Here is a 23,292-nt window from a genome sequence, read left to right on the forward strand (position 1 = left end):
CGTGTGACCGGGCGGCCCGCAGGGGCCTGGAGGGGAGGACGCGCGTTGGAGGCGGACGAGCTGCTGGTGCTGGTGGCCGGAGGCGACCAGAAGGCGTTCGAGGACCTGTACGCACTGGTCTCCGGGCCGGTGTACGGGCTGGTACGGCGCGTGGTGCGCGATCCCGCCCAGTCCGAGGAGGTGGCCCAGGAGGTGCTGCTCGAACTCTGGCGCTCCGCCGCGCGGTTCGACCCCGGCCGGGGCAGCGCGCTGTCCTGGGTCCTCACCCTCGCCCACCGCCGCGCCGTCGACCGGGTGCGCAGCGCCCGCGCGGCCGGCGAACGCGAGCGGCGCGAGGCCCGGCGCGGCCACGAACCCGCCTTCGACCAGGTCGCCGAGGAGGTCGAGGCCGGACTCGAACGCGAGTGGGTGCGCCGCTGCCTGGACCGCCTCACCGCGCTCCAGAGACAGTCGGTCACCCTCGCCTACTACGACGGCTACACCTACCGCGAGGTGGCGGAGCGGCTGTCGCTGCCGCTGGGCACGGTCAAGACCCGTATGCGCGACGGACTGACCCGCCTGCGCGACTGCCTGGGAGGCGCGGCATGAGCCTGTTCGACCGACTGGCCCGCCGCGGGGACCCGCACTCCCTCGCCGCCCCCTACGCCCTCGACGCCCTGGAACCCGCCGAACGCGTCCGCTTCGAGAAGCACCTGGAGTCCTGCGCCCGCTGTACCGCCGAGGTGCGGGACCTCGCCGAGGACGCCGTCCGCCTCGCCTGGTCCACGGCCGCCCCCGCGCCCGCCGCGCTGCGGGACCGGGTCCTGGCCGCCGTACGGACCACCCCGCAGGAACCCGCGCCCGGGGAACCGGCACGCGCGCGTGACACGCGGCTCCCGCCGCACGTCTGGGGCGCCGCGCCCCCGCCGCGCCCCCGCGAGCGGCGCCGTGCGCCACTGTTCGTGCCGTTCGCGACGGCCACCGCCGCCGCGGCGCTCGTCGTCGCCGCGCTCTTCGCCGTCCAGGCGGACCGGACCCAGGACCGACTGGCCGCCGAACGCGACCGGTCACGTGAGATCGCCCACGTCCTCGCCGCCCCGGACGCCCGCGCGAGCAGCGGCCGGGACGCGCGCGGCCGCACGATCGGAGTGGTCGCCTCCGTATCGGCCCGCGGCGCGGTCGTCACCCTCGGCGGATACGACAACCCCCCGAACGGACGTGTGCGCCAGCTCTGGCTCATGGGCCCGGACGCACGACCGCGTTCCCTGGGGCTGTTCGAGGGCGACACGCCCCTGGTCGCCTCCGGCCTCGACACCGCCGCGACGTCACTCGCCGTGACCGTCGAGCCCGATGGCGGGTCACCGCAGCCCACTTCGCGACCCGTCGTTCAACTGGCCCTGAAAACGGTCGGTTTCGGAGAGTGATCGACGCGTGTTCGTCAATCCCCTTACAGGGAAGGTGAATCCTGTGGCCTCGATACACGAGTGCCCGAACGGGACGATAGGGTTACCCTGCCCGGGCCGGGTGGACTCGTACGGGTGGGGAGTGACATGGAACAGATAACAGTGCGCAGCAGGGCCAGGGTCCCTGCGATCACCTGCGGCAGCAGCGCGAGCAGCTCGCGCCTCGACCGCCATCTCTCGGTCCTCGGAGGACCCGCGGTCCCACAGCGGGAGACGGCCGAGGCGACGTCGCTGATGCGCGAGCTCATCGCGCGTGACACCGCGCACGACCGCGGCGCCAGGAGCGCGCGGGCCCGGACGAGCCGCGTCTCGCTCTTCGCCCCGCTGCGTCGGCTGCGCCGCTCCCTGTTCGGCAGCCGGTAGCGTCAGCGCCCGGGCGGCCCACCACCGTCCCGGCGCGGCGCCCCGCCCCGTCCGTCATCCCCACGGCACCGGTGGCGTCCGGCGCCCGGTCCGCCACCGGCACCTCCCCGGGCCGGCGCCCCCGTTCCCACCCGGCAGCGCTCCGGGGGCACACCGACCGACCCTGACCTGGCAGGAACCTGACATCCACCCCGGGAGCCTCACTCCCTCCCGCGCCCGTACTGCCGTACCGCCAGGGGCACGAACACCACGAGCAGCACCGCGCACCACCCCAGTGACCCCGCCACGGGATGCGCCACCGGCCAGGCCGCTCCCTCGGGCACCGGCGCGTTGCCGAACAGGTCCCGCAGCGCCGCCGCCACCGCGCTGATCGGGTTCCACTCCGCGACCGTGCGCAGCCCGTCCGGCAGCCCCGCCGTCGGGATGTACGCACTGGACAGCAGCGGCAGCAGGAAGGTCGCCCCGCCCAGCTGGCCGGCCGCCTCCTCGTTCCGGGTGAGCAGACCGAGGAACATCCCGATCCACACGCACGCGAACCGGAACAGCAGCAACAGGGCGACGGCGCCCACCGCCCCGAGCGCGCCGCCCTCCACCCGCCAGCCCACCGCGAGCCCCACCAGCAGGAACGGCACCGTCCCGGCCGCCGTCACCAGCACGTCCGCCACCGCCTGGCCCACCGGCACGGCCGCCCGGCTCATCGGCAGCGTGCGGAACCGGTCCGTCACCCCCCGGTGGACGTCCTGCGCCGCCTGGAACATGCCGGTCATGATCCCGCCCGCCGCCGTCGCCACCAGCAGCCCCGGCACCAGGAAGGACCGGTACTCCGCGCCCGGCACGGCGAGCGCGCTGCCGAAGACGTAGCCGAAGAACAGCAGCATGCTGATCGGCATCGTCTGGGTGAGGATCAGCAGCCCCGGGTTGTTCCGCATCCGCCGCAGCTGCCGACCGAGCATCGCGGTGCCGTCGTACGCCAACGTGCTCATGCGGCACGCTCCTCGTCGTCGAAGGGGTGGTGGTGGCCGAAGCCGTCGGTCAGCCGCAGGAACACGTCGTCGAGGGTCGGCGGCCTCAGGCTCGCGTCGAGCAGCGGCACGCCCGCCGCGTCCAGCGTGCGCACCAGGTGCGGGAGGGTGAGCGTCGGGTCCCTGGTGACCGCGCCGACGGCGTTGCGCTCCCGGTCCAGGGACGGCCGGGCGCCCGTCAGCCGGTCGAGCACCCCGGCCGCCGCCACCAGCGCCTCCGCGTCCGCCACGACCACCTCGGCGTGCGTGCCGACCAACGCCTTGAGCTCGGCCGGCGAGCCGGTGTGCGCGACCCGGCCCCGGTCCACCAGGGCGATGTCGTCGGCGAGCCGGTCGGCCTCCTCCAGGTACTGGGTGGTGAGCAGCACGGTCGTGCCCTCACCGGTCAGTTCCCGCACCACGTCCCAGATGAGAGTGCGGCTCACCGGATCGAGCCCGGTCGTCGGCTCGTCCAGGAACAGCACCTCGGGACGGCGGATCAGGCTCGCCGCCAGGTCCAGCCGGCGCCGCATGCCGCCCGACCAGCCGGACGCCGGCCGGTCGGCCGCCTCCGCCAGCCCGAAGCGGTCCAGCAGCTCGGCGGCCCGTGCGGCCGCCCCGTCCACCCGGTGCAGCCGGGCGAACAGCCGCAGGTTCTCGCGGCCCGTGAGGTCCCCGTCGATCGAGGTGTCCTGCCCGGTGACGCCGATCCTGCGCCGTACCGCGGCGGCCTCCCGTACGAGGTCGTGGCCCGCGATCCGCGCGGATCCCGCGTCGGGCCGCAGCAGCGTGGCCAGCAGCCGGACGGCCGTCGTCTTGCCCGCGCCGTTGGGCCCGAGCACCCCGCACACCGTGCCCTCGGCCACCGCCAGATCCAGCCCACGCAGGGCACGGACCTCCCCGAAACGCTTCTCCAGACCCTTACTAAGTACACCGTACGTAGTAGTCATGGGGGGACCGTAGCACATTACGTACGGCGTACGTAATTATGATGGGGGGAGAGGTGATGATCGATGGCGGGCCGAGCGGCCGAACCCCAAGTGATCTGGGCGCGCCCCGAGCGCACCGGCCGTGGACCGCGACCGGCGTATACACGCGCCGACATCGCGGCGGCGGCGGTGCGGATCGCGGACGCCGAGGGCCTGGACGCGGTCACCATGCGCCGCGTCGCCGCCGAACTGGGCTGCGGCACCATGTCGCTGTACAACTACGTCCCCCGCAAGGAGGACCTCCACGAGCTGATGGTGGACGCGGTCGGCGGCGAGCACGAGCTGTGGGAGCCGAGCGGCGACTGGCGCGCCGACATGCTCCGGGTGGCCCACCAGACCCGCGCGCTGATGCACCGCCACCCATGGCTGCCGCGGCTGATGTCGCCGGTCTACGGCTTCAGCCCCAACTCCCTGCGCTACCTCGAGCACTGCCTGGCCTGTCTGGACACGCTCCCCGGGCCCTACGGCACCAAGCTGGAGCTGATCGCGATGCTGAACGGCATCGTGACGACCTACGTCACCAACGAGCTGGCCACCGCCGAACGCACCCGCTCGCTGCCCTGGTCGCAGGAGCAGGAGGACGCGGTCCGGATCGCCTACCTGGGCGGCCGGATCGCCAGTGGTGAGTACCCGCGGATGGCGGCGGCCTTCGCGGAGGACGCCGGGCCGATCGATCTGGAGGCGGTGTTCGAGCGGGCGCTCGGCCGGATGCTGGACGGCTTCGAACCCCGCGGCTGACCCTTGGGCCGGCGCGGGCCGGCGCGGGCCGGGTCTCAGGTCGGCGTGAGCCGGGCCTCAGATCAACGCGAGCTGGCCCTCCGGCCCCTCCTCGCGGGCGTCCAGCACCGAGGCGGGGCGGCAGGCGGAGGGCGGCACCGGGAGCACGCCCGCCGCGCGCAGCTCGGCCGGTGTGACCGGGTCGGGAAGGGCGGAGTCCGTCAACGCCTCCCGCTCCGGGCGTACCTCGGCCAGCAGGGCGAGGACCGTGATCAGTTCCAGGAGTTCCGAGGTCCAGGCCTGGGGCCAGGCGGCCGGCCCGATCGCGGCCAGGGCACCCGGCTCGACCGGCCGCGTGCGGGCCGCGAACCACTGCTCCAGCACCCGCACACCGCCGGCCTCGAAGTCCCAGGCCCCGGGCGGCACCGGGGAGATGCGGCCCCCGTCGAGCAACAGGGCCTCCTCGTCCCGGTCGTACTCCACGGTCACCGGCCGGGAGGGCAACGGGGCGCGCACGTACGGGCGGCGCCCGCCGGGAAGCCTGGGCCGCTCCCCGTCGCGCCGCGACAGCCACAGCATCCGGCGGCCCACCGCGACGCCCCGGTCCCATACGCCGGCGTCCCCGGTGAGCGGCACCGCGAGCCCGGCGGGCGTGGTGCGCGCCGCCGCCATCGCCCAGGCGAGGACGTCCACCGGCGAGGTGTCCCGGCCGAGCCTGGCGGCGAGGTGTTCGGTCAGGCCCGGAGCCAGGTTCGGTTCCGCGGCGCCCGGCCGGCGGTACAGCGGGCGGACGCGGCCGGTGCGCAGCAACGGCAGCAGGGACGTGGCCAGCAGGGGAGGGCCCGTGAGGTCCCGGGCCGTGCCCGCCTCCACGACGAAGACCTGCCGCTCGTCCGCCACCCGCCACAACTCCGGCCGGGCCGCGTCGATCAGCCGCTGGTCGGGGATCAGCCACTGCTCGTCGAACGGGGCGTACAGGACCCGTACCGGCTCGGGGCACGGGCCCGACGCGCGGGCCAGCTTCTCCGTGCCGCCGCCGTGGCCCGGCAGCCGGCCGACGGCCGTGTGCGGCGTCCGGGAGCGCGTCGGCCCGAACAGCGCCTCGCGGTCCGGCCCCTCGGCCTTCAGCAGGGCGTCCCAACGGGCCTTCAGGGACGCCGCGTCGGGAGCCGCCGGCCACCCCCGGCCGAGCCGCGGCGGTGCGACGGACCACGGCATGAGGTCCGCCAGCAGCGGAGCGTCGTCGTGCGTCACGCAGGGCATCGTACGGCGTGCGGGCGCGGCGGATCAGGTGGCGTCCAGCGTCACCGTGAAGGAGAAGCGGTCGCCCCGGTAGTGGATGACGGCCACGTCCAGGGGCCGGCCGTCGGTGCCGTAGGTGACGCCCGTGTAGTGCAGGATCGGGCTGAGCAGCGGGACTTGGAGCAGCCGTGCCGTCTCCGGGTCCGCGAGCCGTGCCTCCACCGTGTCCGTGATACGGCTGATGCCCGCCCCGACGACGTCCCGCAGCACCTTGGTCATCGGCCACCGCACCAGGTCGTCCGGGTCGATGCGGGCGGCCAGTTCGGGACGGACCCAGTTGCGGGCGTGGTTGGTCGGTTCGCCCGTCTTCTCGTCGCCGCGCAGCCGGTGGTACGCGGCCGCCTCGGACAGGCCGGGGAAGTACTCGGCGAGTTCCGCCGGCACCGGCGCCGGACCGTGCTCCAGCAACTCGGTCGTCATGCCGGACTGCTGGGCCACGATCGCGTCCACCGAGCCCAGCAGCCGCACCGGGGCGCCCCGCCGGGCACCGGGCTCGATGAACGTGCCGCGCCGGCGGTGACGGGTGATCAGCCCCTCGTCCTCCAGCTCCTTCAGCGCCTGCCGCATGGTCAGCACGCTCACCCCGTAGTGCCCGGCGAGCTGTTCCTCGGTGGGCAGACGCAGCGGGTCCTGGGGCGAGCGGCCGAGGATCGAGGCGCGCAGCGACTGCGACACCTGATACCAGAGCGGCAACTTGCGGTTCAGGACGATCGAATCCGGAGCGAAGGAGGTCACGGGCTATCCGTACCGGTCGGGGAACGTTCAGTGCAACGGCTGGAAGTGACGCTCGAGTCCCTGCCACACGGTGTCGTAGCCCTGTTGCAGGTGCTCCGCCCGTGCCGCCTGAGGGGTCAGCGACACAGGCCAGCGGGTCTCGAACATGAAGGCCAGACCGTCGTCGATCTTCTGCGGACGCAGCTCCGCGGCGCTCGCCCGGTCGAACGTCTCCCGGTCCGGGCCGTGCGCCGACATCATGTTGTGCAGCGAGCCCCCGCCCGGCACGAAGCCCTCCGCCTTCGCGTCGTACGCGCCCTCGATCAGGCCCATGTACTCGCTCATCACGTTCCGGTGGAAGTACGGCGGCCGGAAGGTGTCCTCGCCCACCAGCCAGCGGGGCGCGAAGACCACGAAGTCCACCCCGGCCAGTCCCGGGGTGTCGCTCGGGGACGTCAGCACCGTGAAGATCGACGGGTCCGGATGGTCGTACGAGATGGTGCCCATCACATTGAAGCGGCGCAGGTCATAGGCGTAGGGCACATGGTTGCCGTGCCAGGCGACGACATCCAGCGGGGAGTGGTCGTAGGTGGCCGCCCAGAGGTTGCCGCAGAACTTGTTCACCACCTCCACCGGCCCCTCGACGTCCTCGTACGCGGCGACGGGTGCCCGGAAGTCCCGGGCGTTGGCCAGCCCGTTGGCGCCGATCGGTCCGAGGTCGGGGAGCCGGAACGGTGCCCCGTAGTTCTCGCACACATAACCGCGGGCAGAGTCCTCCAGGAGGTCCACACGGAACCGCACCCCACGGGGAATCAGCGCGATGTGTCCCGGCTCCACATGCAGTAGTCCGAACTCCGTGCGCAGCAGCAGCCCGCCGCGCTCGGGGACGATCAGCAGCTCACCGTCGGCGTCGCTGAAGACGCGGTCCATCGAGGCGGTGGCGTGGTACAGGTGCACGGCCATGCCGGTGCGCTGGGTGACGTCGCCGTTGCCGCCCAGGGTCCACAGCCCGGCGAGGAAGTCGGTGTCCCCGTCCGGCTCCGGCAGCGGGTTCCAGCGCAGCCGGTTGGGGTCGGGCACGGTCTGGGTGAAGGGCGCGGTGCGCAGTGATCCGTTGCCCGTGCGGGTGAACGCCGGGTGGGCGGCCGACGGGCGGATCCGGTACAGCCAGGAGCGGCGGTTCTGTGCGCGGGGCTCGGTGAACGCCGTACCGCTCAGCTGCTCCGCGTACAGCCCGAGCGGTGCGCGCTGCGGCGCGTTGCGGCCCTCGGGCAGGGCACCCGGGACCGCCTCGGAACTGTGCTCGTTGCCGAAGCCGGAGAGGTGTTCCAGCCCTTCGGCGATCTTGCGCGCTTCCCCGCGCTCGAACGCGCTCGCGCGGGTGGTACCCCCATCGCTCATGCCCGGTGCTCCCTTGCGGTCGGATTCCTATGCGACACCGTAGGATTGCGATTTCCGTGACGCAAGGGGGGCGCGCGGTCTCCGTCCCCTCCTCTCCACGGAGGACGCGGAACCCGACTTCGGGGGGATCCGCGGGCTCGCACCCGTGTTCTACGCTCCCGGGCATGTCGTGGACGCGGAGCCTGATCACCGCGCTCGCGGTCTGTGCCGCACTCCTGGCCGGACCCGTGGGCTGCGGTCCGAGCGGTGCCCGGGGGCAGGACGGGAAGCCGTCCTCGCCGGCCGGTGAACTCCTGGACGAGCGGGACGAGGAGGGCCGCCCCTACCGCGAGGTGGACGGGGAGGACGCGCCCGCCGTCGGCGTCGAGGTCACCCCCGACACCGACGGCGGCTGGGACGTACGGCTGACCGTGCGCAACTTCCGCTTCTCACCGGACGGCACCCGCGGGCGCGCGGTCGCCGGCCGCGGTCTGGCGCACCTCGAACTGAACGGCCGCCGCGTCGCCCTGCTGCGCACCCCCGGGTACCACCTCCCCGGCGACTCCGTCCCGCGCGGCACGCACCACGTCACCGCCCGCCTGTACGCCGACGACGGCTCGGTGTGGGCCGTGGACGGCGAGCCCGTGGAGAGCACGGCCGACATCACGGTCTCGGACCGGGAACCGGGTCCCGGCCCGAGCGCCGGGCCGGCCGCCACGGCGTCCCCGGGGCAGGGGCGCGGAACGGACGGGCGGAACCGTGGCGGAGGGCGAGGTTCACCGGACGGGGACGAGCGGGCATGATGAGCCCCGTGCCCCACGCGACAACGCTCCGCCGGGCGCCGGTGCAGCGGCGCAGCGCCGAACGGCTGACCAGGATCCTCGACGCCTGCGCCGCACTCCTCGACGAGGCCGGCTACGACGACCTCAGCACCCGTGCCGTCGCCGAGCGCGCCGGCGTGCCCATCGGCTCCGTCTACCGCTTCTTCGGCAACAAGCGCCAGATGGCCGACGCGCTGGCCCAGCGCAACCTGGAACGCTTCACGGAACGGGTCACCGAACGCCTCGGGACCACCGGTGACCGGGGCTGGCGGCACGCCATGGACGTCGTGCTCGACGAGTACCTCGACATGAAGCGCACCGCCCCCGGCTTCTCCCTCGTCGACTTCGGCAACCAGATACCCGTCGGCGCCCGCCGCGCCGAACCCAACCACCGCGTCGCCGACCGCCTCACCGACCTGCTCTCCGGCCACCTCGGCCGCGAGGCCGACGGCGACCTGCGCCGCACCTTCCTCATCGCGGTCGAGACCGCCGACACCCTCGTCCACCTGGCGTTCCGGATGGCGCCCGAGGGGGACGGGAAGGTCATCGGCGAACTGCGCGAGATGCTGCGGGCGTACCTGGCCCGGACGCTGGACTGAGCCGCCCCGGCGCCCCCCTCCCCACCGTGCATACCGGTCGGTATGCTCGGCGTGTCCGCGCGCCACCGCAGCCGCCGCACCCGGGAGGACCCGTGTCCCGCACCGCCCTTCGTATCTGCCCCCTGTGCGAGGCCACCTGCGGCCTGACGCTCACCATCGACGACGGCCGCGTCACCGGCGCCCGCGGCGACCGCGACGACGTGTTCAGCAAGGGCTTCATCTGCCCCAAGGGCGCCGCCTTCGGGGCCGTCGACTCCGACCCCGACCGGCTGCGCGCCCCGCTCGTCCGCGTCGACGGGGAACTGCGCGAGGCCACCTGGGCGGAGGCGTTCGACGCCGTGGCCGCCGGGATACGGCCCGTCGTCGAACGGTACGGACCGCACGCCGTCGGCATCGTCCTGGGCAACCCCAACGTCCACACCGTGGCCGGCGCCCTCTACCCGCCCGTGCTCATCGCCGGGCTCGGCACCCGCAGCCTGTTCACCGCCTCCACGGTCGACCAGATGCCCAAGCACGTCGCCTGCGGACTGCTCTTCGGCGACGCGAACGCCATCCCCGTACCCGACCTCGACCGCACCGGCCACCTGCTGCTGATCGGCGCCAACCCCCTGGAGTCCAACGGCAGCCTGTGCACCGCCCCCGACTTCCCCGGCCGGCTCAAGGCGCTCAAGGCCCGCGGCGGCACCCTCACCGTCGTCGACCCGCGCCGCACCCGCACCGCCCGCCTCGCCGACCGGCACCTCGCCGTCCGCCCCGGCACCGACGCGCTGCTGCTCGCGGCGCTGGCGCACACCCTGTTCGACGAGGGCCTGGCCGACCCGGGGGAACTGGCACCCCACCTGACGGGACTCGACGAACTCGAAGCGGCACTGCGTGACTTCACCCCCGAAGCCGTCGCCCCCGCCTGCGACGTCGACGCCGCCACCCTGCGCACCCTCGCCCGGGAACTCGCCGCCGCCCCCACCGCCGCCGTCTACGCCCGCATCGGCAGCTGCACCGTCCCGCACGGCACCCTCGCCAGCTGGCTCGTCGACGTCCTCAACATCCTCACCGGCAACCTCGACCGGCCCGGCGGCGCCCTCTTCCCGCAGGCCGCCACCGACAGGACCCCGCGCCCCGCCGGACCCGGCCGCGGCTTCGCCCTCGGACGCTGGCACTCCCGGGTGAGCCGGCACCCCGAGGCCAAGGGCGAACTGCCGCTGTCCGCCCTCGCCGAGGAGATCGACACCCTCACCGACGACGGCGAGCCGGTCCGCGCCCTCGTCGCCGTCGCCGCCAACCCGGTGCTCTCCGCCCCGGACGGCGACCGGCTCGACAAGGCGCTCGGCTCGCTCGACTTCATGGTCAGCGTCGACCCGTACCTCAACGAGACCTCACGCCACGCCGATGTCGTCCTGCCCCCGCCCCCGCCCGCGCAGAGCCCGCACCACGACTTCGCCTTCAACACCCTCGCCGTGCGCAACCAGGTCCGCTACACCCGCCCCGCCGTCCCCCTGGAGCCCGGCCGGATGGCCGAGACCGAGATCCTGGCCCGGCTGATCCTCGCCGCGACCGGCACGCACGGCGCCGACCCCGGCGCCGTCGACGCCATGGTGATCGACCAGACCCTCGCCAAGGCGGTCCGGGAGCCGCACTCCCCGGTCCACGGCCGCGACCCGAAGGAGCTCGCCGCCCTGCTCACCGGCGAGAACGGCCCCGAACGGCGCCTCGACATGATGCTGCGCCTCGGCCCGTACGGCGACGGCTTCGGCGCCGACCCCGACGGGCTCACCCTGGAGAAGCTGCTCGCCCACCCGCACGGCATCGACCTCGGCCCCCTGCGCCCGCGGCTGCCCCAGCCGCTGAAGACCCGCAGCGGCACGGTGGAACTGCTCCCGGAACCGATCGCCGCCGACCTCCCCCGGCTGCGCGCCGCCCTCGGCGAACGCCCCGCCGGACTCGTCCTCGTCGGCCGCCGCCACCTGCGCTCCAACAACAGCTGGATGCACAACGTGCCCGCCCTCACCGGCGGCTCCAACCGCTGCACCCTGCACCTCCACCCCGAGGACGCCGCACGCCTCGGCGTACGGGACGGACAGCCGGTGCGGATCAAGGGCGCCGGGGGAGAGGTGACCGCCCCCGCCGAGGTCACCGACGCCGTACGCCAGGGGGTGGTGAGCCTGCCGCACGGCTGGGGACACGACCGGCCCGGCACCCGCACGCGGCACGCCGCCACCGACCCCGGCGCCAACGTCAACCAGCTCCTCGACGGCAGCCTCCTCGACCCGCTGTCGGGCAACGCCGTCCTCAACGGCATCCCCGTCGAGGTGGCCCCGCTGGACGCCGCCGTGACCGAAACGTTCCATGCCCTGACCTGAGCAAAGCTGTGACCTGGGGTTTTGCGCTTATTGCTCGCAGGTCAACGTCTTGTTAACGCCGCTTTACGGAACCTAACGTCGACGCACCGCCGGCCCTGGTGGGAGTTCAAGGGCGAACGTTAGGTGTCCACTCATGCTGACCATCCTCGGCTTCGTCATGATCGCGACCTTCCTGGTCCTGATCATGCTGAAGAAGATGTCGCCGATCGCGGCGCTCGTGCTGATCCCCGCGCTGTTCTGCGTGTTCGTCGGCAAGGGCGCCCACCTCGGTGACTACGTCATCGACGGCGTGTCCAGCCTCGCGCCCACCGCGGCGATGCTCATGTTCGCGATCGTCTACTTCGGCGTGATGATCGACGTCGGGCTCTTCGACCCGATCGTCCGCGGCATCCTCCGCTTCTGCAAGGCGGACCCGATGCGGATCGTCGTCGGCACCGCGCTGCTCGCCGCGATCGTGTCCCTGGACGGCGACGGCTCCACCACCTTCATGATCACCGTCTCGGCGATGTATCCGCTGTACAAGCGCCTGAAGATGAGCCTGGTCGTGATGACCGGCGTCGCCGCCATGGCCAACGGCGTGATGAACACCCTTCCCTGGGGCGGTCCCACGGCCCGCGCGGCGACCGCGCTCAAGCTCGACGCCGGCGACATCTTCGTCCCGATGATCCCCGCCCTGCTGGTCGGCCTGCTGGGCGTCGTCGTCCTCGCCTACGTGCTCGGTCTGCGCGAGCGCAGGCGGCTGGGCGTGCTGACGCTGGACGAGGCGCTGGTGAAGGAGAACGCCGAGGAGACGGAGACCGTGCTGGTCGGCGCGGGTTCCGCCGGCGGCTCCGGCAAGGACGCCCGGCCGGTCGGCGGCTCCGGTGCCGGTACGGACGCCGACGACGAGGACGACGACGACTTCCAGGGCCTCGACCCGAACCGCCCCACCCTGCGCCCCAGGCTGTACTGGTTCAACGCGCTGCTCACGGTCGCCCTGCTCACCTCCATGATCATGGAGCTGCTGCCGATCCCGGTGCTGTTCCTGCTCGGCGCCGCCCTCGCGCTCTCCGTCAACTTCCCGCACATCCCCGACCAGAAGGCCCGGCTCGCGGCCCACGCCGACAACGTCCTCAACGTCTCCGGCATGGTCTTCGCCGCCGCCGTCTTCACCGGCGTCCTCCAGGGCACCGGCATGGTCGACCACATGGCCGAGTGGATGGTGGACGTCATCCCCGAGGGCATGGGCCCGCACATGGCCCTGGTCACCGGTGTGCTCAGCCTGCCCCTCACCTACTTCATGTCCAACGACGGCTTCTACTTCGGCGTCCTGCCCGTCCTCGCCGAAGCCGGCGCCGCGCACGGCGTCTCCCCGCTGGAGATGGCCCGCGCCTCCCTCGTCGGCCAGCCGCTGCACATGTCCAGCCCGCTCGTCCCCGCCGTGTACGTCCTGGTCGGCATGGCCAAGGTCGAGTTCGGCGACCACACCCGGTTCGTGGTGAAGTGGGCGGCCCTGATCTGCCTGCTGATCCTCGCGGCCGGAATCCTGTTCGGCATCATCTGAGCCGGACACCCGGACCACCGTCAGGAAGGACCCGATCATGACGCCCGGCGGGAACCGCGGCTGGCTGCTCCGCCTCGTCATCGCCTTCGGCTTCGCGCAGGGGGCGGTGTCGATGGCCCGGCCCGCCGTCTCCTACCGGGCGCTCGCGCTGGGCGCGGACGAGCGGGCGGTCGGTGTGATCGCGGGCGTGTACGCGCTGCTGCCGCTGTTCGCCGCCGTACCGCTCGGCCGGCGCACCGACCACGGCCGCTGCGCGCCCCTGCTGCCGGCCGGCGTGGTGCTCATCTCCGGCGGCTGCGCGCTGAGCGGCCTCGCCGGCTCGCTGGGGACGATGGCCCTGTGGAGCGGGGTGATGGGCCTCGGCCACCTCTGCTTCGTCATCGGCGCGCAGTCCCTCGTGGCCCGCCAGTCCGCGCCGCACGAACAGGACCGCAACTTCGGCCACTTCACCATCGGCGCCTCGCTCGGCCAGCTGGTCGGCCCCATCGCGGCGGGCGCGCTGATCGGCGCGGACATGGCCCGGACCAGCGCGCTCGCCCTGCTGGCGGCGGGCGCGGGCGGCGCCGTCGCGCTCACCTCGCTGTGGCGCATAGAACGGCCCGGGGCCCCGAAACCCCGTACGGGACAGGGCACACGGGTGCCGGTGGGGGGCATCCTGCGCGCCCGGGGCGTCCCCGCGGGCATCCTCATCAGCCTGGCCGTGCTGTCCGCGACCGACATCCTCACCGCCTACCTCCCGGTGGTCGGCGAGCACCGGGGCATCGACCCGGCCGTCATCGGCCTGCTGCTCAGCCTCCGCGCGGCGGCCACCATCGCCTGCCGGCTGGTCCTCACCCCGCTGCTGCGCCTGCTCGGCCGCACGGTACTGCTGACGGTGACCTGCCTGCTGGCGGCACTGCTGTGCGCGGGCCTCGCGCTGCCGCTGCCGGTCTGGGCGCTGGCCCTGGTCCTGGCCGTCCTCGGCTTCTGCCTGGGCGTCGGGCAGCCGCTGTCCATGACGACGGTCGTCCAGGCCGCCCCCGCCGACGCCCGCTCCACCGCCCTCGCCCTGCGCCTCACCGGCAACCGCCTGGGCCAGGTCGCCGCCCCCGCGGCGGCGGGCCTGATCGCGGGGGTCGCGGGCGTGGCGGCACCGTTCGTGATGCTCGGCGCCCTGCTGTTCCTGGCTTCGGGCGTCGCCCTGCGCAGCCCGTCCCGGCCGGCGGAGGACCCGCCGTCCCCCCGGAAGGTCACCGGCGCCCGCCCCCGGCGCCGTACGGCTCGCTAGCCGGTGCCCGGCGGGCGCGTCCGCACTGGCAGGATGGCGCGATCGCACATGCCGCCCACCGAGAGGCGGGCCCGTGCGCACATGTGCCGTGCACACACAGAGGGGGGTTCACATGTTTCTGCTCGTCCTGTCCGTTGTCCTCGTACTCGTCGTCGGAGGATGCGTCTGCGTCGTCCGGGCGGTCCGGGGCGGTCCGCGCTGGGTCCGCGGAGTGGCGAGGGCGATCCTGGCGGCGGGCGAACCGCTCCGGTCGAGCCGTTCGAGCGGCCGCTCGGGAAGCGGCGACGACGGGAGCGGCGGAGACGACTGACGCGGAACGCCGGCCACCCCGAGGGGACCAGGACGTCGGCTGAATCCGGACGTCCGCTTTCTCACCTGCTGGACCGGAGCGCCCCGATCCCGCCCGGCATCTTCCCCCGGCTGCTACTTTCCGTTAGCTTCCGTGACCCATACGCCCCGTGCGACCCGTGCGGGGCGTTCCGAACGCGGAGCGCCAGCGCCCTGATCCGCCCCCGGGGGCACTTTCATGACACGCGCCATCTCCCTGCACGACGTGAGCAAGGCATACACGCGAGACGCCCGCGTGGTGGACCGGCTGTCGCTGGACATCGCGCCCGGCGAGTTCCTCGTCCTGCTCGGCCCCTCCGGCTGCGGCAAGTCCACCGTGCTCCGGATGATCGCCGGACTGGAGGAGATCGACGAGGGCCGGCTGTTCCTCGACGGCGAGTACGGCAACGAACTGCCGCCCTCCGACCGGGACATGGCGATGGTGTTCCAGAACTTCGCCCTGTACCCGAGCATGACCAGCCGCGACAACATCGGCTTCCCGCTGCGCATCGAGTCCCCCGGCGCCGATCCGGCGCCGCGCGTGGACGCCACCGCCCGCATGCTCGGCATCGAGGACCTCCTCGACCGCTTCCCCGCCCAGCTCTCCGGCGGGGAACGTCAGCGCGTCGCCATGGGCCGGGCCATCGCCCGCCACCCCTCCGCCTTCCTGATGGACGAGCCGCTGTCCAACCTCGACGCCAAGCTCCGCAACCGGCTGCGCGCCGAGATCTACCGGCTCACCCGGGAGCTGGGCGTCACCACCGTCTACGTCACCCACGACCAGTCCGAGGCCATGTCGCTCGGCGACCGCGTCGCCGTGCTGCGCGGCGGCGTCCTCCAGCAGGTCGGCACCCCGCGCACCGTGTACGCGCTGCCGAGCAACGTCTTCGTCGCCGCGTTCGTCGGCACCCCGCGCATCAACCTGCTGCGCGGTCTGGTGCGCGCCCCGCTCGACGGGGCGATGACCATCAGCCTGGGCAAGCAGTTCCTGCGGCTGCCCGAACCGCTCTCCCTGGACCACCAGTTGCTGCGGGTGCAGCAGGGCCGCGAGGTCATCGTGGGCCTGCGCTCGGAGGCCGTACGGATCGCCAAGCCGTCCGCCGCGCGGACCGGCGAGGTGGCGCTCACCGGCCTGGTGGAGCACCTGGAGTTCCAGGGCCACGAGGTCCTCGTGCACTTCGACACCGGCTCCCGCCCCGCCGTCGTCCCCGACCTGGAGGCCCCGCGCCCGCGGCCCGAGCGCCCGGCCCGGCGCCGCCGCCGTGAGGGCACGGTCCTGCACCGGCTGCGGGAACGGGCCGGGGCGCTGCGCGCCGGCCCGGTGGCGACGCTCGACCCACCGGACCAGGCCTCCGATTCCACGTCCACGGAGCCGCGTGTCCCCGGCGACCTCATCGTCCGCACCACCCCCGACATCCGCCTCCGGTACGGCATGCAGGTACCGCTCCTGGTCGACCTCGCCCACCTCTTCGTCTTCGACCAGCAGGGCGAGCGGATCTGTCCGAACCCGGCACGGCTGCCCGACCTGGAGGAATGAGACGGGGACACGGAGACCTCTGGCGCGGTAAAACTAACATCGCTAGTTTGGGACCCTCGCACGAACTGAGCGGTCGGACACCGACGCCCCGCCCCGGAGGAAGCGCGATGAAGGCACACGACGGCATGTACATCGACGGCGCCTGGCGCCCCGCCGCCGGCCCGGACGTGATCGAGGTGGTGAACCCGGCCGACGAACAGGTGATCGCCACCGTCCCCGCGGGCACCGCGGAGGACGTCGACGCCGCCGTGCGCGCCGCCCGCGCCGCCCTCCCCGCCTGGGCCGCCACCCCGCCAGCCGGGCGCGCGGCCCGGCTGGCCGCGCTGCGGGACGCGCTCGTGGCTCGGCAGGACGAGATCGCCCGGACGGTGACCGCCGAACTCGGCTCGCCCCTCAAGCTCTCGCAGGCGGTCCACGCGGGTGTGCCGATCGCCGTGGCCGGCTCGTACGCCGAGCTGGCGGCGACGTACCCCTTCGAGGAGAGGACGGGCAACTCGACGGTCCTCCACGAGCCCGTCGGCGTGGTCGGCGCGATCACCCCCTGGAACTACCCGCTCCACCAGATCGTCGCCAAGACCGCGCCCGCCCTCGCGGCCGGCTGCACCATCGTGGTCAAGCCCGCCGAGGACACCCCGCTGGTCGCCCGGCTGTTCGCCGAGGCCGTGCACGAGGCCGGGATCCCGGCGGGCGTGTTCAACCTCGTCACCGGTCGCGGCCCGGTGGCCGGGCAGGCCCTCGCCGAGCACCCGGGCGTCGACCTGGTCTCCTTCACCGGCTCCACCGCCGTCGGCCGCCGCATCGGCGCGATCGCCTCGGGCATGGTGAAGAAGGTAGCCCTGGAACTCGGCGGCAAGTCCGCCAACGTCATCCTGCCCAGCGCCGACCTGGCCCGCGCGGTCAACGTCGGCGTCGCCAACGTCATGTCCAACTCCGGCCAGACGTGCAGCGCCTGGACCCGCATGCTGGTCCACCGCGACCGGTACGAGGAGGCCGTGGAACTCGCCGCCGCTGCCGCCGCCAAGTACGGCGACCGCATCGGTCCGCTCGTCAACGCCGCGCAGCGGGAACGCGTACGCGGGTACATCGAGAAGGGTGTCGCCGAGGGCGCCCGGCTGGTCGCGGGCGGCCCCGACTCCCCGCACGAGAAGGGCTACCACGTCAGCCCCACGGTCTTCGCCGACGTCACCCCGGAGATGACCATCGCCCAGGAGGAGATCTTCGGCCCCGTCCTGTCGATCCTGCGCTACGACGACGAGGACGACGCCCTGCGCATCGCCAACGGCACCGTCTACGGCCTGGCCGGCGCGGTCTGGGCCGGTGACGAGGCGGAGGCGGTGGCCTTCGCCCGCCGCATGGAGACCGGCCAGGTCGACATCAACGGCGGCCGCTTCAACCCGCTGGCCCCGTTCGGCGGTTACAAGCAGTCCGGTGTGGGCCGCGAACTCGGCACGCACGGCCTGACCGAGTACCTCCAGACCAAGTCCCTCCAGTTCTAGGGGAGTCGAATCCGCCATGGCCGTACGAGCCGCCGTTCTGCCCGCCGTCGGTGCCCCGCTGGAGATCACCGGGATCGAGCTGCCCGAACCCGGCCCCGGCCGGGTCCGTGTCCGGCTCGCCGCCGCCGGGGTCTGTCACTCCGACCTGTCCCTGTCCGACGGCACCATGCGCCTGCCCGTCCCGGCCGTCCTCGGCCACGAGGGCGCCGGCACGGTCGTCGCCGTCGGCGAGGGCGTCACCCGGGTCGCCCCCGGTGACGGCGTGGTCCTCAACTGGGCGCCCTCCTGCGGCACCTGCCCCGCCTGCGCGCGCGGCGAGGTCTGGCTGTGCGCGGACGCCCTGGCCGGCGCCGCCGAGGTGCACGCCCGCCGCGCCGACGACGGCACCGACCTGTACCCGGGGCTGAACGTCGCCGCGTTCGCCGAGGAGACGGTGGTGCCCGTCTCCTGCGTGCTGCCCGCCCCGGACGGGGTCCCGCTCACCGACGCCGCCCTGCTGGGCTGCGCGGTGCTCACCGGCTACGGCGCCGTCCACCACTCCGCGCGGGTGCGCCCGGGGGAGACCGTCGCGGTGTTCGGCGTCGGGGGAGTGGGCCTCGCCGCCCTCCAGGCGGCCCGGATCGCGGGCGCGTCCACGATCGTCGCGGTCGACGTCTCCCCGGAGAAGGAGGGGCTCGCGCGGTCCGCGGGCGCCACCGACTACCTCGTCGCCTCCGACACCACTCCCCGGCAGATCCGCGCCCTCACCGGGAAGGAGGGCGTGGACGTGGCGGTGGAGTGCGTCGGCCGTGCGGTCACCATCCGCACGGCCTGGGAGTCCACCCGGCGCGGCGGACGCACCACGGTCGTCGGCATCGGCGGCAAGGACCAGCAGGTCACCTTCAACGCCCTGGAGATCTTCCACTGGGGCCGCACCCTCTCCGGCTGCGTCTACGGCAACTCCGACCCGGCCCGCGACCTGCCGGTCCTCGCCGAGCACATCCGGACCGGCCGCCTCGACCTCGCAGCCCTGGTCACCGAACACATCGCCCTGGACGGCATCCCGGCCGCCTTCGACAACATGCAGGCCGGCAAGGGCGGACGGGCCCTGGTGGTCTTCTAGAGCACGCCCGCCGCGCTTCCGGCCGTGCCGCGGACCTGTCACTCTCCCGGACCGGCGGCACGGCCCGGCGCACGGCCTCCGGGCCGTTTGCCGTGAGGTTGCGGGCGGCCCGGCGTACGGCTCCGGGCCGCCCGTCGCGCGGCCCCGGACCGTCCGGCGTACGGAACCGGCACCGCCCCTGGAAGCCGAGGCCTCGACCGTGCCGGTGTCCCGCTGGCCGTGCCGTGCCGCCGTACCCCGCCGTGCCGTACCGACCGGGACGCCGGCACGCCCGCGGGGCACGGGAACCCTCCGCCGACGCCCCGGCGCCAGGGGGAGGCACGGGGACGGGAAGCCCGCGGTCTTCCGGCGGGACCTGCCGGTGCCGGTCAGTGGAGGGCCCGCGCCGGTATCCCCAGCAGCTCGGACAGCGCGCGTTCGCCCGCCTCCGTCACCTTCACCGCCCGCCCGGAGCCGATGCGCACGCACCACCCCGTCTCCAGGGCGTGCCGGCACAGGGCCGCGCCCGCCACCCCGGCGAGGTGGGGGCGGCGTTCCGTCCAGTCCAGGCAGGCGCGGGCCAGTGGCCGCCGTCCGCGGCGGTCCAGGCCGATGCCCGCCGTGCCGAACCAGCGCAGCCCCGCGTCCGTGAGCGCGAACCCGGTGTCCTGGAGCAGCAGCCCCCGCGCGGTGAAGGCGTCCGTGACGGCGATGCCGAGCCGTCCGGCGAGATGGTCGTAGCAGGTCCGCCCGCGGGCCATGGCCGACCCGGCGCCCGCCTGCCGCAGCGTGCGCGGGCGTTCGGCGGCATCCGGAGCCACCTGCGCGGCCAGGTCCTCCACCAGCTGCGCGGCCCGCGCGTCGGCCAGCCGCACGTACCGGTGCCGCCCCTGCCGTTCCTCGGCCAGCAGCCCGCCCGCGACCAGTTTGCCCAGGTGCTCGCTCAGCGTGGACGCGGCGACACCGGCGTGCCGGGCCAGCTCGCCCGCCGTCCAGGCCCGCCCGTCCAGCAGCGCCAGCAGACACGCGGCCCGCGTCTCGTCGGCGGCCAGCGCGGCGAGCCGCGCGAGACCGGCCGCCCGGGGGTCCTTGGTGGTCATGCCCCCAGCATGCGGCACGGACGCTTCGGCGCTCACCGAAGCGTCCGCACCCCCCGCCGGGCGCGGCGGCCGGCGTCCGCGGAGCGTCAGCCCGCCCAGACCTCGGCCTCGTCGGCCGGGACGGTGGTGGCCAGGCCCAGTTCCTTGCGGGCGGCGACCGACTTGTTCGGGTCGATGCCGTCGAACGCCGGGTCGTAGGCGAGGTAGAACGCGTCGGCGTCGGCGGCGTTCGCGGCCTTCTCCCAGTTCCCGGCCGCCTTCGTCAGGGCCGCGCGGAGCTTGCCGACCTCGGTGCCCTTGATGTCGCCCAGGCCCTCGACGTGGGTGTCGAGGGCGGCCGCGACGGCCTTGGCCTGCGCCTTGTAGCCGGCCAGGTCGTCCTCGACGGTGTCCTTCTCGGGCTGGTTCGCCCACAGGGCCTCGTAGACCGCGTTCGAACCCGTGAGGTACGTGACCTGCTCGGGCTCGAGGGACTTCGCGGTGTCCAGCGAGCCGTTGAGCTTGCCCCCTTCCGCGGTGTAGGTGCAGCTCACCGCGCGGTCGCCGGTCGCCCAGCTTTCCTTGGTCGGGGTGTAGTAGAAGAGGGCGGCGCCCTTGGGGAGCGCCCAGGTGTCCGGGGCGTACTTCTGCGCCTCGACCGGGCAGCGGTCGTCCGCGATCGTCGAGATCTCGTCGTCGCCGGGGTACTCCGTGCCCTCGTCGATCGCGAACTCACCGACGACCTGACCCTCGTGCGCCTCGTCGCAGGGCACGATCTCGACGGAGTACGCCTCCCCCTCGGCCTTGCCGTTCGGGTTGTAGCAGTCGCCGATGTCCAGCGAGAACACCGAGCGCTGGCGAGCCACCTTCTTCGCGCCGTCCTTGGCGCTGTCGACGGCGTCGGAGACCTCCGAGCAGCCCACCGCGCCGATCGCGAGCAGGGCGACGACGGCGGATATGCCGCGAAGGGAACGGTGAGGGGCGCGGATCGCCATGACGTGTACATCCTCTTATGTGATCTTTATGAGAGTCGCGCGCATCGTATGTCATTCCCGTGGTCCGGCTGCGCGGAGGCCCTCACCTCGTCGTGATGTCTCTGACGTGCGACGGACCGTGAGGGTTGTACGGGGCCGCCCGCCGATGAAGACCGGGCCGTCCGCCGGTGACGGCCAGGCCGCCCGCCGGTGACGACCAGGCTGCCCGCCGGTGATGACCAGGCGGTCGGCCGCGACACCCGTCGCCGGCGGGCGGGAGCGCGCCCGCGGCGGTTCCCGCTCCGTGCCCGCCGGACCGCCCCGCCCGTCTCCATGGCGCCGGGACCTGGACGCGAGGCGGTCGCCCGGCCGGCCGGGCACGCCCTCCTAGGCGTCGGCCCGCACCCGCTCGTACTGCAGCGTCAGCCCGTCCAGCAGTGCCGCGAGCCCCGTCTCGAAGGCCCGCTCGTCGACCTTCTCCTGCTGCTCGGCGAGCAGATGGGCCTGCCCGAGGTGCGGGTAGTCGGCGGGGTCGTAGGCGCCGGCGTCGTCCACGAAGCCGCCCGCGAAGGAGCCGAGCGCGGAGCCCATGATGAAGTAGCGCATCAGCGCGCCGATGGAGGTGGCCTGCGCGGGCGGCCAGCCTGCCTCGACCATCGCGCCGTAGACCGCGTCGGCCAGTCGCAGCGCCGCCGGGCGGCGGCCCGGACCGCGGGCCAGGACCGGGACGATGTTGGGGTGGTCGCGCAGCGCGGCCCGGTAGGAGACCGCCCAGTCGTGCAGCGCGGTCCGCCAGTCCCGGCCGTCCTCGAACATCGACAGGTCGACCAGCGCGCTCACCGAGTCGGCCACCGCCTCCAGGATCTCGTCCTTGGTGCGGAAGTGGTTGTAGAGCGAGGGTCCGCTCACCCCCAGTTCCGCGGCGAGCCGGCGCGTGGAGACGGCCGCGAGGCCCTCCGCGTCCACCAGCGCACGGGCCGCGCCGACGATCCGGTCGGTGCTGAGCAGGGGCTTGCGCGGTCGGGCCATGGCGCACATAGTAGGACCGCGACAGGAAACTAGCAGTGCTAATTTAAATGCGCACGGCCTTTCGGACGTGCGCGGCAAGCGGATCTCACATGGGGTGACTCGGTATGAACCTGGAGCTCAGCGAGGAGCAGGAGGCCGTCCGCCGGCTCGCCCGGGACTTCGTGGAGCGCGAGGTCGTGCCCCACGCCACCGCTTGGGACCGCGCCGAGGAGGTCGACCGCGGCATCGTGAAGAAGCTCGGCGAGGTCGGCTTCCTGGGGCTGACGATCGACGAGGAGTACGGCGGCAGCGGCGGCGACCACCTCGCGTACTGCCTGGTCACCGAGGAACTGGGCCGCGGCGACTCCTCCGTGCGCGGCATCGTCTCCGTCTCCCTCGGTCTGGTCGCCAAGACGATCGCCGCCTGGGGGAGCGAGGAGCAGAAGCGTGCCTGGCTGCCGGGCCTGACCTCCGGGGAGTACGTCGGCTGCTTCGGCCTCACCGAGCCGGGCACCGGCTCCGACGCCGGCAACCTCACCACCCGCGCGGTCCGCGACGGCGACGACTATGTCGTCAACGGCACCAAGATGTTCATCACCAACGGCACCTGGGCCGACGTCGTCCTGCTCTTCGCCCGCTCCACCGACACCCCCGGCCACAAGGGCGTCTCCGCCTTCCTCGTCCCCACCGACACCCCCGGCCTGACCCGCCGCCCCGTCCACGGCAAGCTCGGCCTGCGCGGCCAGGCCACCGCCGAACTGGTCCTCGAGGACGTGCGCGTGCCCGCCTCCGCGATGCTGGGCGAGGAGGGCAAGGGCTTCTCGGTCGCCATGTCCGCCCTCGCCAAGGGCCGCATGTCGGTCGCGGCCGGCTGCGTCGGCATAGCGCAGGCCGCCCTGGACGCGGCCGTGCGGTACGCGGGGGAGCGGGAGCAGTTCGGCAAGCCCATCGCCCGTCACCAGCTCGTCCAGGAGCTGATCAGCGACATCGCCGTGGACGTCGACGCGGCCCGGCTGCTGACCTGGCGGGTGGCCGACCTGATCGACCGGGGCCGGTCCTTCGCCGTCGAGTCCTCCAAGGCCAAGCTCTTCGCCTCGGAGGCGGCCGTCCGCGCCGCCAACAACGCCCTGCAGGTCTTCGGCGGCTACGGCTACATCGACGAGTACCCGGCCGGAAAGCTCCTGCGCGACGCCCGCGTGATGACCCTCTACGAGGGCACCAGCCAGATCCAGAAACTGGTCATCGGCCGCGCCCTGACCGGGGTCTCGGCCTTCTGAGTACATGCCTGAGTAGCT

22 protein-coding genes are annotated in these 23,292 nt (G+C 73.6%); 14 read left to right on the forward strand and 8 right to left on the reverse strand.

From position 1 onward, the window contains the following. Positions 1–45 precede the first annotated feature (45 nt). From ACH5AO_RS21660 to ACH5AO_RS21670, 3 genes are all read left to right on the forward strand, one after another. Positions 46–588: a sigma-70 family RNA polymerase sigma factor gene (locus ACH5AO_RS21660; protein ID WP_398927003.1), complete on the forward strand. Its 543-nt coding sequence runs from the start codon at positions 46–48 to the stop codon at positions 586–588. Next, complete coding sequence (locus ACH5AO_RS21665; RefSeq protein ID WP_398927005.1) at positions 585–1,403, forward strand: anti-sigma factor domain-containing protein; 819 nt, start codon at positions 585–587, stop codon at positions 1,401–1,403. The genes ACH5AO_RS21660 and ACH5AO_RS21665 overlap by 4 nt, the downstream gene beginning before the upstream one ends. Positions 1,404–1,529: 126 nt before the next feature. Continuing rightward, positions 1,530–1,805: a hypothetical protein gene (locus ACH5AO_RS21670; protein WP_398927007.1), complete on the forward strand. Its 276-nt coding sequence runs from the start codon at positions 1,530–1,532 to the stop codon at positions 1,803–1,805. 200 nt (positions 1,806–2,005) lie between these two features. On the opposite strand, the gene ACH5AO_RS21675 is transcribed toward ACH5AO_RS21670, so the two are convergent. Both ACH5AO_RS21675 and ACH5AO_RS21680 read right to left on the reverse strand, forming a co-directional pair. Next, positions 2,006–2,788 carry an ABC transporter permease gene (locus ACH5AO_RS21675; RefSeq protein WP_398927009.1) on the reverse strand — a complete coding sequence of 261 codons (783 nt, stop codon included), beginning with the start codon at positions 2,786–2,788 and terminating at the stop codon, positions 2,006–2,008. Further along, a complete protein-coding gene (locus ACH5AO_RS21680) occupies positions 2,785–3,756 on the reverse strand; it encodes an ATP-binding cassette domain-containing protein (protein ID WP_398927011.1) in 972 nt (323 codons plus the stop codon). The genes ACH5AO_RS21675 and ACH5AO_RS21680 overlap by 4 nt, the downstream gene beginning before the upstream one ends. 63 nt (positions 3,757–3,819) lie before the next feature. Between ACH5AO_RS21680 and ACH5AO_RS21685 the strand changes: the two genes are divergently transcribed. Further along, complete coding sequence (locus ACH5AO_RS21685; RefSeq protein ID WP_398927013.1) at positions 3,820–4,533, forward strand: TetR/AcrR family transcriptional regulator; 714 nt, start codon at positions 3,820–3,822, stop codon at positions 4,531–4,533. A gap of 57 nt (positions 4,534–4,590) precedes the next feature. Here the strand turns inward: ACH5AO_RS21685 and ACH5AO_RS21690 are convergent, their stop codons facing one another. The 3 genes from ACH5AO_RS21690 to hmgA are packed head-to-tail and all read right to left on the reverse strand — an operon-like array spanning position 4,591 to position 7,929. Continuing rightward, positions 4,591–5,775 (reverse strand): type ISP restriction/modification enzyme, encoded by a 1,185-nt coding sequence (locus ACH5AO_RS21690; RefSeq protein WP_398927015.1) that lies wholly within the window; start codon positions 5,773–5,775, stop codon positions 4,591–4,593. Between the two features lie 24 nt (positions 5,776–5,799). Next, positions 5,800–6,549, reverse strand: coding sequence for a GntR family transcriptional regulator (locus ACH5AO_RS21695; RefSeq protein ID WP_398927017.1), 750 nt, complete (start codon positions 6,547–6,549; stop codon positions 5,800–5,802). Between the two features lie 27 nt (positions 6,550–6,576). Next, a complete protein-coding gene (gene hmgA, locus ACH5AO_RS21700; RefSeq protein ID WP_398927019.1) occupies positions 6,577–7,929 on the reverse strand; it encodes a homogentisate 1,2-dioxygenase in 1,353 nt (450 codons plus the stop codon). A gap of 164 nt (positions 7,930–8,093) precedes the next feature. Here hmgA and ACH5AO_RS21705 point away from each other — a divergent pair, with 164 nt between their 5' ends. The 9 genes from ACH5AO_RS21705 to ACH5AO_RS21745 all read left to right on the forward strand — a co-directional run bounded on the left by ACH5AO_RS21705 (position 8,094) and on the right by ACH5AO_RS21745 (position 18,957). Continuing rightward, positions 8,094–8,711 (forward strand): hypothetical protein, encoded by a 618-nt coding sequence (locus ACH5AO_RS21705; protein WP_398927021.1) that lies wholly within the window; start codon positions 8,094–8,096, stop codon positions 8,709–8,711. Continuing rightward, positions 8,711–9,328 (forward strand): TetR family transcriptional regulator, encoded by a 618-nt coding sequence (locus ACH5AO_RS21710; RefSeq protein WP_398927300.1) that lies wholly within the window; start codon positions 8,711–8,713, stop codon positions 9,326–9,328. Before ACH5AO_RS21705 ends, ACH5AO_RS21710 begins: the two co-directional genes overlap by 1 nt. A gap of 92 nt (positions 9,329–9,420) precedes the next feature. Then, positions 9,421–11,685, forward strand: coding sequence for a molybdopterin oxidoreductase family protein (locus ACH5AO_RS21715; protein WP_398927023.1), 2,265 nt, complete (start codon positions 9,421–9,423; stop codon positions 11,683–11,685). 133 nt (positions 11,686–11,818) lie between these two features. Then, a complete protein-coding gene (locus ACH5AO_RS21720; RefSeq protein ID WP_398927025.1) occupies positions 11,819–13,228 on the forward strand; it encodes a CitMHS family transporter in 1,410 nt (469 codons plus the stop codon). A 37-nt stretch (positions 13,229–13,265) separates the two neighbouring features. Beyond that, a complete protein-coding gene (locus ACH5AO_RS21725; RefSeq protein ID WP_398927027.1) occupies positions 13,266–14,495 on the forward strand; it encodes an MFS transporter in 1,230 nt (409 codons plus the stop codon). A gap of 112 nt (positions 14,496–14,607) precedes the next feature. Further along, a complete protein-coding gene (locus ACH5AO_RS21730) occupies positions 14,608–14,805 on the forward strand; it encodes a hypothetical protein (protein WP_398927029.1) in 198 nt (65 codons plus the stop codon). 216 nt (positions 14,806–15,021) lie between these two features. Beyond that, positions 15,022–16,359, forward strand: coding sequence for an ABC transporter ATP-binding protein (locus ACH5AO_RS21735; RefSeq protein ID WP_398927031.1), 1,338 nt, complete (start codon positions 15,022–15,024; stop codon positions 16,357–16,359). A gap of 107 nt (positions 16,360–16,466) precedes the next feature. Then, entirely contained in the window at positions 16,467–17,855 is a 1,389-nt protein-coding gene (locus ACH5AO_RS21740; RefSeq protein WP_398927033.1) for an aldehyde dehydrogenase family protein, read from the forward strand. Positions 17,856–17,871: 16 nt separating this feature from the next. Next, on the forward strand, positions 17,872–18,957 hold the full coding sequence (locus ACH5AO_RS21745) for a Zn-dependent alcohol dehydrogenase (RefSeq protein WP_398927035.1): 1,086 nt from the start codon (positions 17,872–17,874) through the stop codon (positions 18,955–18,957). 368 nt (positions 18,958–19,325) lie between these two features. Here ACH5AO_RS21745 and ACH5AO_RS21750 read toward each other — a convergent pair whose 3' ends face one another. The 3 genes from ACH5AO_RS21750 to ACH5AO_RS21760 form a co-directional block, all read right to left on the reverse strand. Next, positions 19,326–20,036 (reverse strand): ArsR/SmtB family transcription factor, encoded by a 711-nt coding sequence (locus ACH5AO_RS21750; RefSeq protein WP_398927037.1) that lies wholly within the window; start codon positions 20,034–20,036, stop codon positions 19,326–19,328. Positions 20,037–20,122: 86 nt separating this feature from the next. Next, positions 20,123–21,010, reverse strand: a complete 888-nt coding sequence (locus tag ACH5AO_RS21755) for a septum formation family protein (RefSeq protein WP_398927039.1) — start codon at positions 21,008–21,010, stop codon at positions 20,123–20,125. A gap of 366 nt (positions 21,011–21,376) precedes the next feature. Then, a complete protein-coding gene (locus ACH5AO_RS21760) occupies positions 21,377–22,018 on the reverse strand; it encodes a TetR/AcrR family transcriptional regulator (RefSeq protein ID WP_398927041.1) in 642 nt (213 codons plus the stop codon). Positions 22,019–22,122: 104 nt separating this feature from the next. Here ACH5AO_RS21760 and ACH5AO_RS21765 point away from each other — a divergent pair, with 104 nt between their 5' ends. After that, the gene (locus tag ACH5AO_RS21765; RefSeq protein WP_398927043.1) at positions 22,123–23,274 is read left to right on the forward strand and encodes an acyl-CoA dehydrogenase family protein; all 1,152 of its coding nucleotides are present in this window, start codon (positions 22,123–22,125) and stop codon (positions 23,272–23,274) included. The last annotated feature ends 18 nt before the right edge of the window (positions 23,275–23,292 follow it).

It is taken from the genome of Streptomyces sp. NPDC018964 (assembly GCF_044390325.1).
Classification (GTDB): domain Bacteria; phylum Actinomycetota; class Actinomycetes; order Streptomycetales; family Streptomycetaceae; genus Streptomyces.

Bases quoted from the DNA above. Each gene is read 5' to 3' on its own strand.
- ACH5AO_RS21665 (WP_398927005.1), top strand. From the start codon at position 585: ATGAGCCTGTTCGACCGACTGGCCCGCCGCGGGGACCCGCACTCCCTC.
- ACH5AO_RS21670 (WP_398927007.1), top strand. From the start codon at position 1,530: ATGGAACAGATAACAGTGCGCAGCAGGGCCAGGGTCCCTGCGATCACC.
- ACH5AO_RS21675 (WP_398927009.1), bottom strand. From the start codon at position 2,788: ATGAGCACGTTGGCGTACGACGGCACCGCGATGCTCGGTCGGCAGCTG.
- ACH5AO_RS21680 (WP_398927011.1), bottom strand. From the start codon at position 3,756: ATGACTACTACGTACGGTGTACTTAGTAAGGGTCTGGAGAAGCGTTTC.
- ACH5AO_RS21685 (WP_398927013.1), top strand. From the start codon at position 3,820: ATGGCGGGCCGAGCGGCCGAACCCCAAGTGATCTGGGCGCGCCCCGAG.
- ACH5AO_RS21690 (WP_398927015.1), bottom strand. From the start codon at position 5,775: ATGCCCTGCGTGACGCACGACGACGCTCCGCTGCTGGCGGACCTCATG.
- hmgA (WP_398927019.1), bottom strand. From the start codon at position 7,929: ATGAGCGATGGGGGTACCACCCGCGCGAGCGCGTTCGAGCGCGGGGAA.
- ACH5AO_RS21705 (WP_398927021.1), top strand. From the start codon at position 8,094: ATGTCGTGGACGCGGAGCCTGATCACCGCGCTCGCGGTCTGTGCCGCA.
- ACH5AO_RS21710 (WP_398927300.1), top strand. From the start codon at position 8,711: ATGAGCCCCGTGCCCCACGCGACAACGCTCCGCCGGGCGCCGGTGCAG.
- ACH5AO_RS21720 (WP_398927025.1), top strand. From the start codon at position 11,819: ATGCTGACCATCCTCGGCTTCGTCATGATCGCGACCTTCCTGGTCCTG.
- ACH5AO_RS21725 (WP_398927027.1), top strand. From the start codon at position 13,266: ATGACGCCCGGCGGGAACCGCGGCTGGCTGCTCCGCCTCGTCATCGCC.
- ACH5AO_RS21730 (WP_398927029.1), top strand. From the start codon at position 14,608: ATGTTTCTGCTCGTCCTGTCCGTTGTCCTCGTACTCGTCGTCGGAGGA.
- ACH5AO_RS21735 (WP_398927031.1), top strand. From the start codon at position 15,022: ATGACACGCGCCATCTCCCTGCACGACGTGAGCAAGGCATACACGCGA.
- ACH5AO_RS21740 (WP_398927033.1), top strand. From the start codon at position 16,467: ATGAAGGCACACGACGGCATGTACATCGACGGCGCCTGGCGCCCCGCC.
- ACH5AO_RS21745 (WP_398927035.1), top strand. From the start codon at position 17,872: ATGGCCGTACGAGCCGCCGTTCTGCCCGCCGTCGGTGCCCCGCTGGAG.
- ACH5AO_RS21750 (WP_398927037.1), bottom strand. From the start codon at position 20,036: ATGACCACCAAGGACCCCCGGGCGGCCGGTCTCGCGCGGCTCGCCGCG.
- ACH5AO_RS21755 (WP_398927039.1), bottom strand. From the start codon at position 21,010: ATGGCGATCCGCGCCCCTCACCGTTCCCTTCGCGGCATATCCGCCGTC.
- ACH5AO_RS21760 (WP_398927041.1), bottom strand. From the start codon at position 22,018: ATGGCCCGACCGCGCAAGCCCCTGCTCAGCACCGACCGGATCGTCGGC.
- ACH5AO_RS21765 (WP_398927043.1), top strand. From the start codon at position 22,123: ATGAACCTGGAGCTCAGCGAGGAGCAGGAGGCCGTCCGCCGGCTCGCC.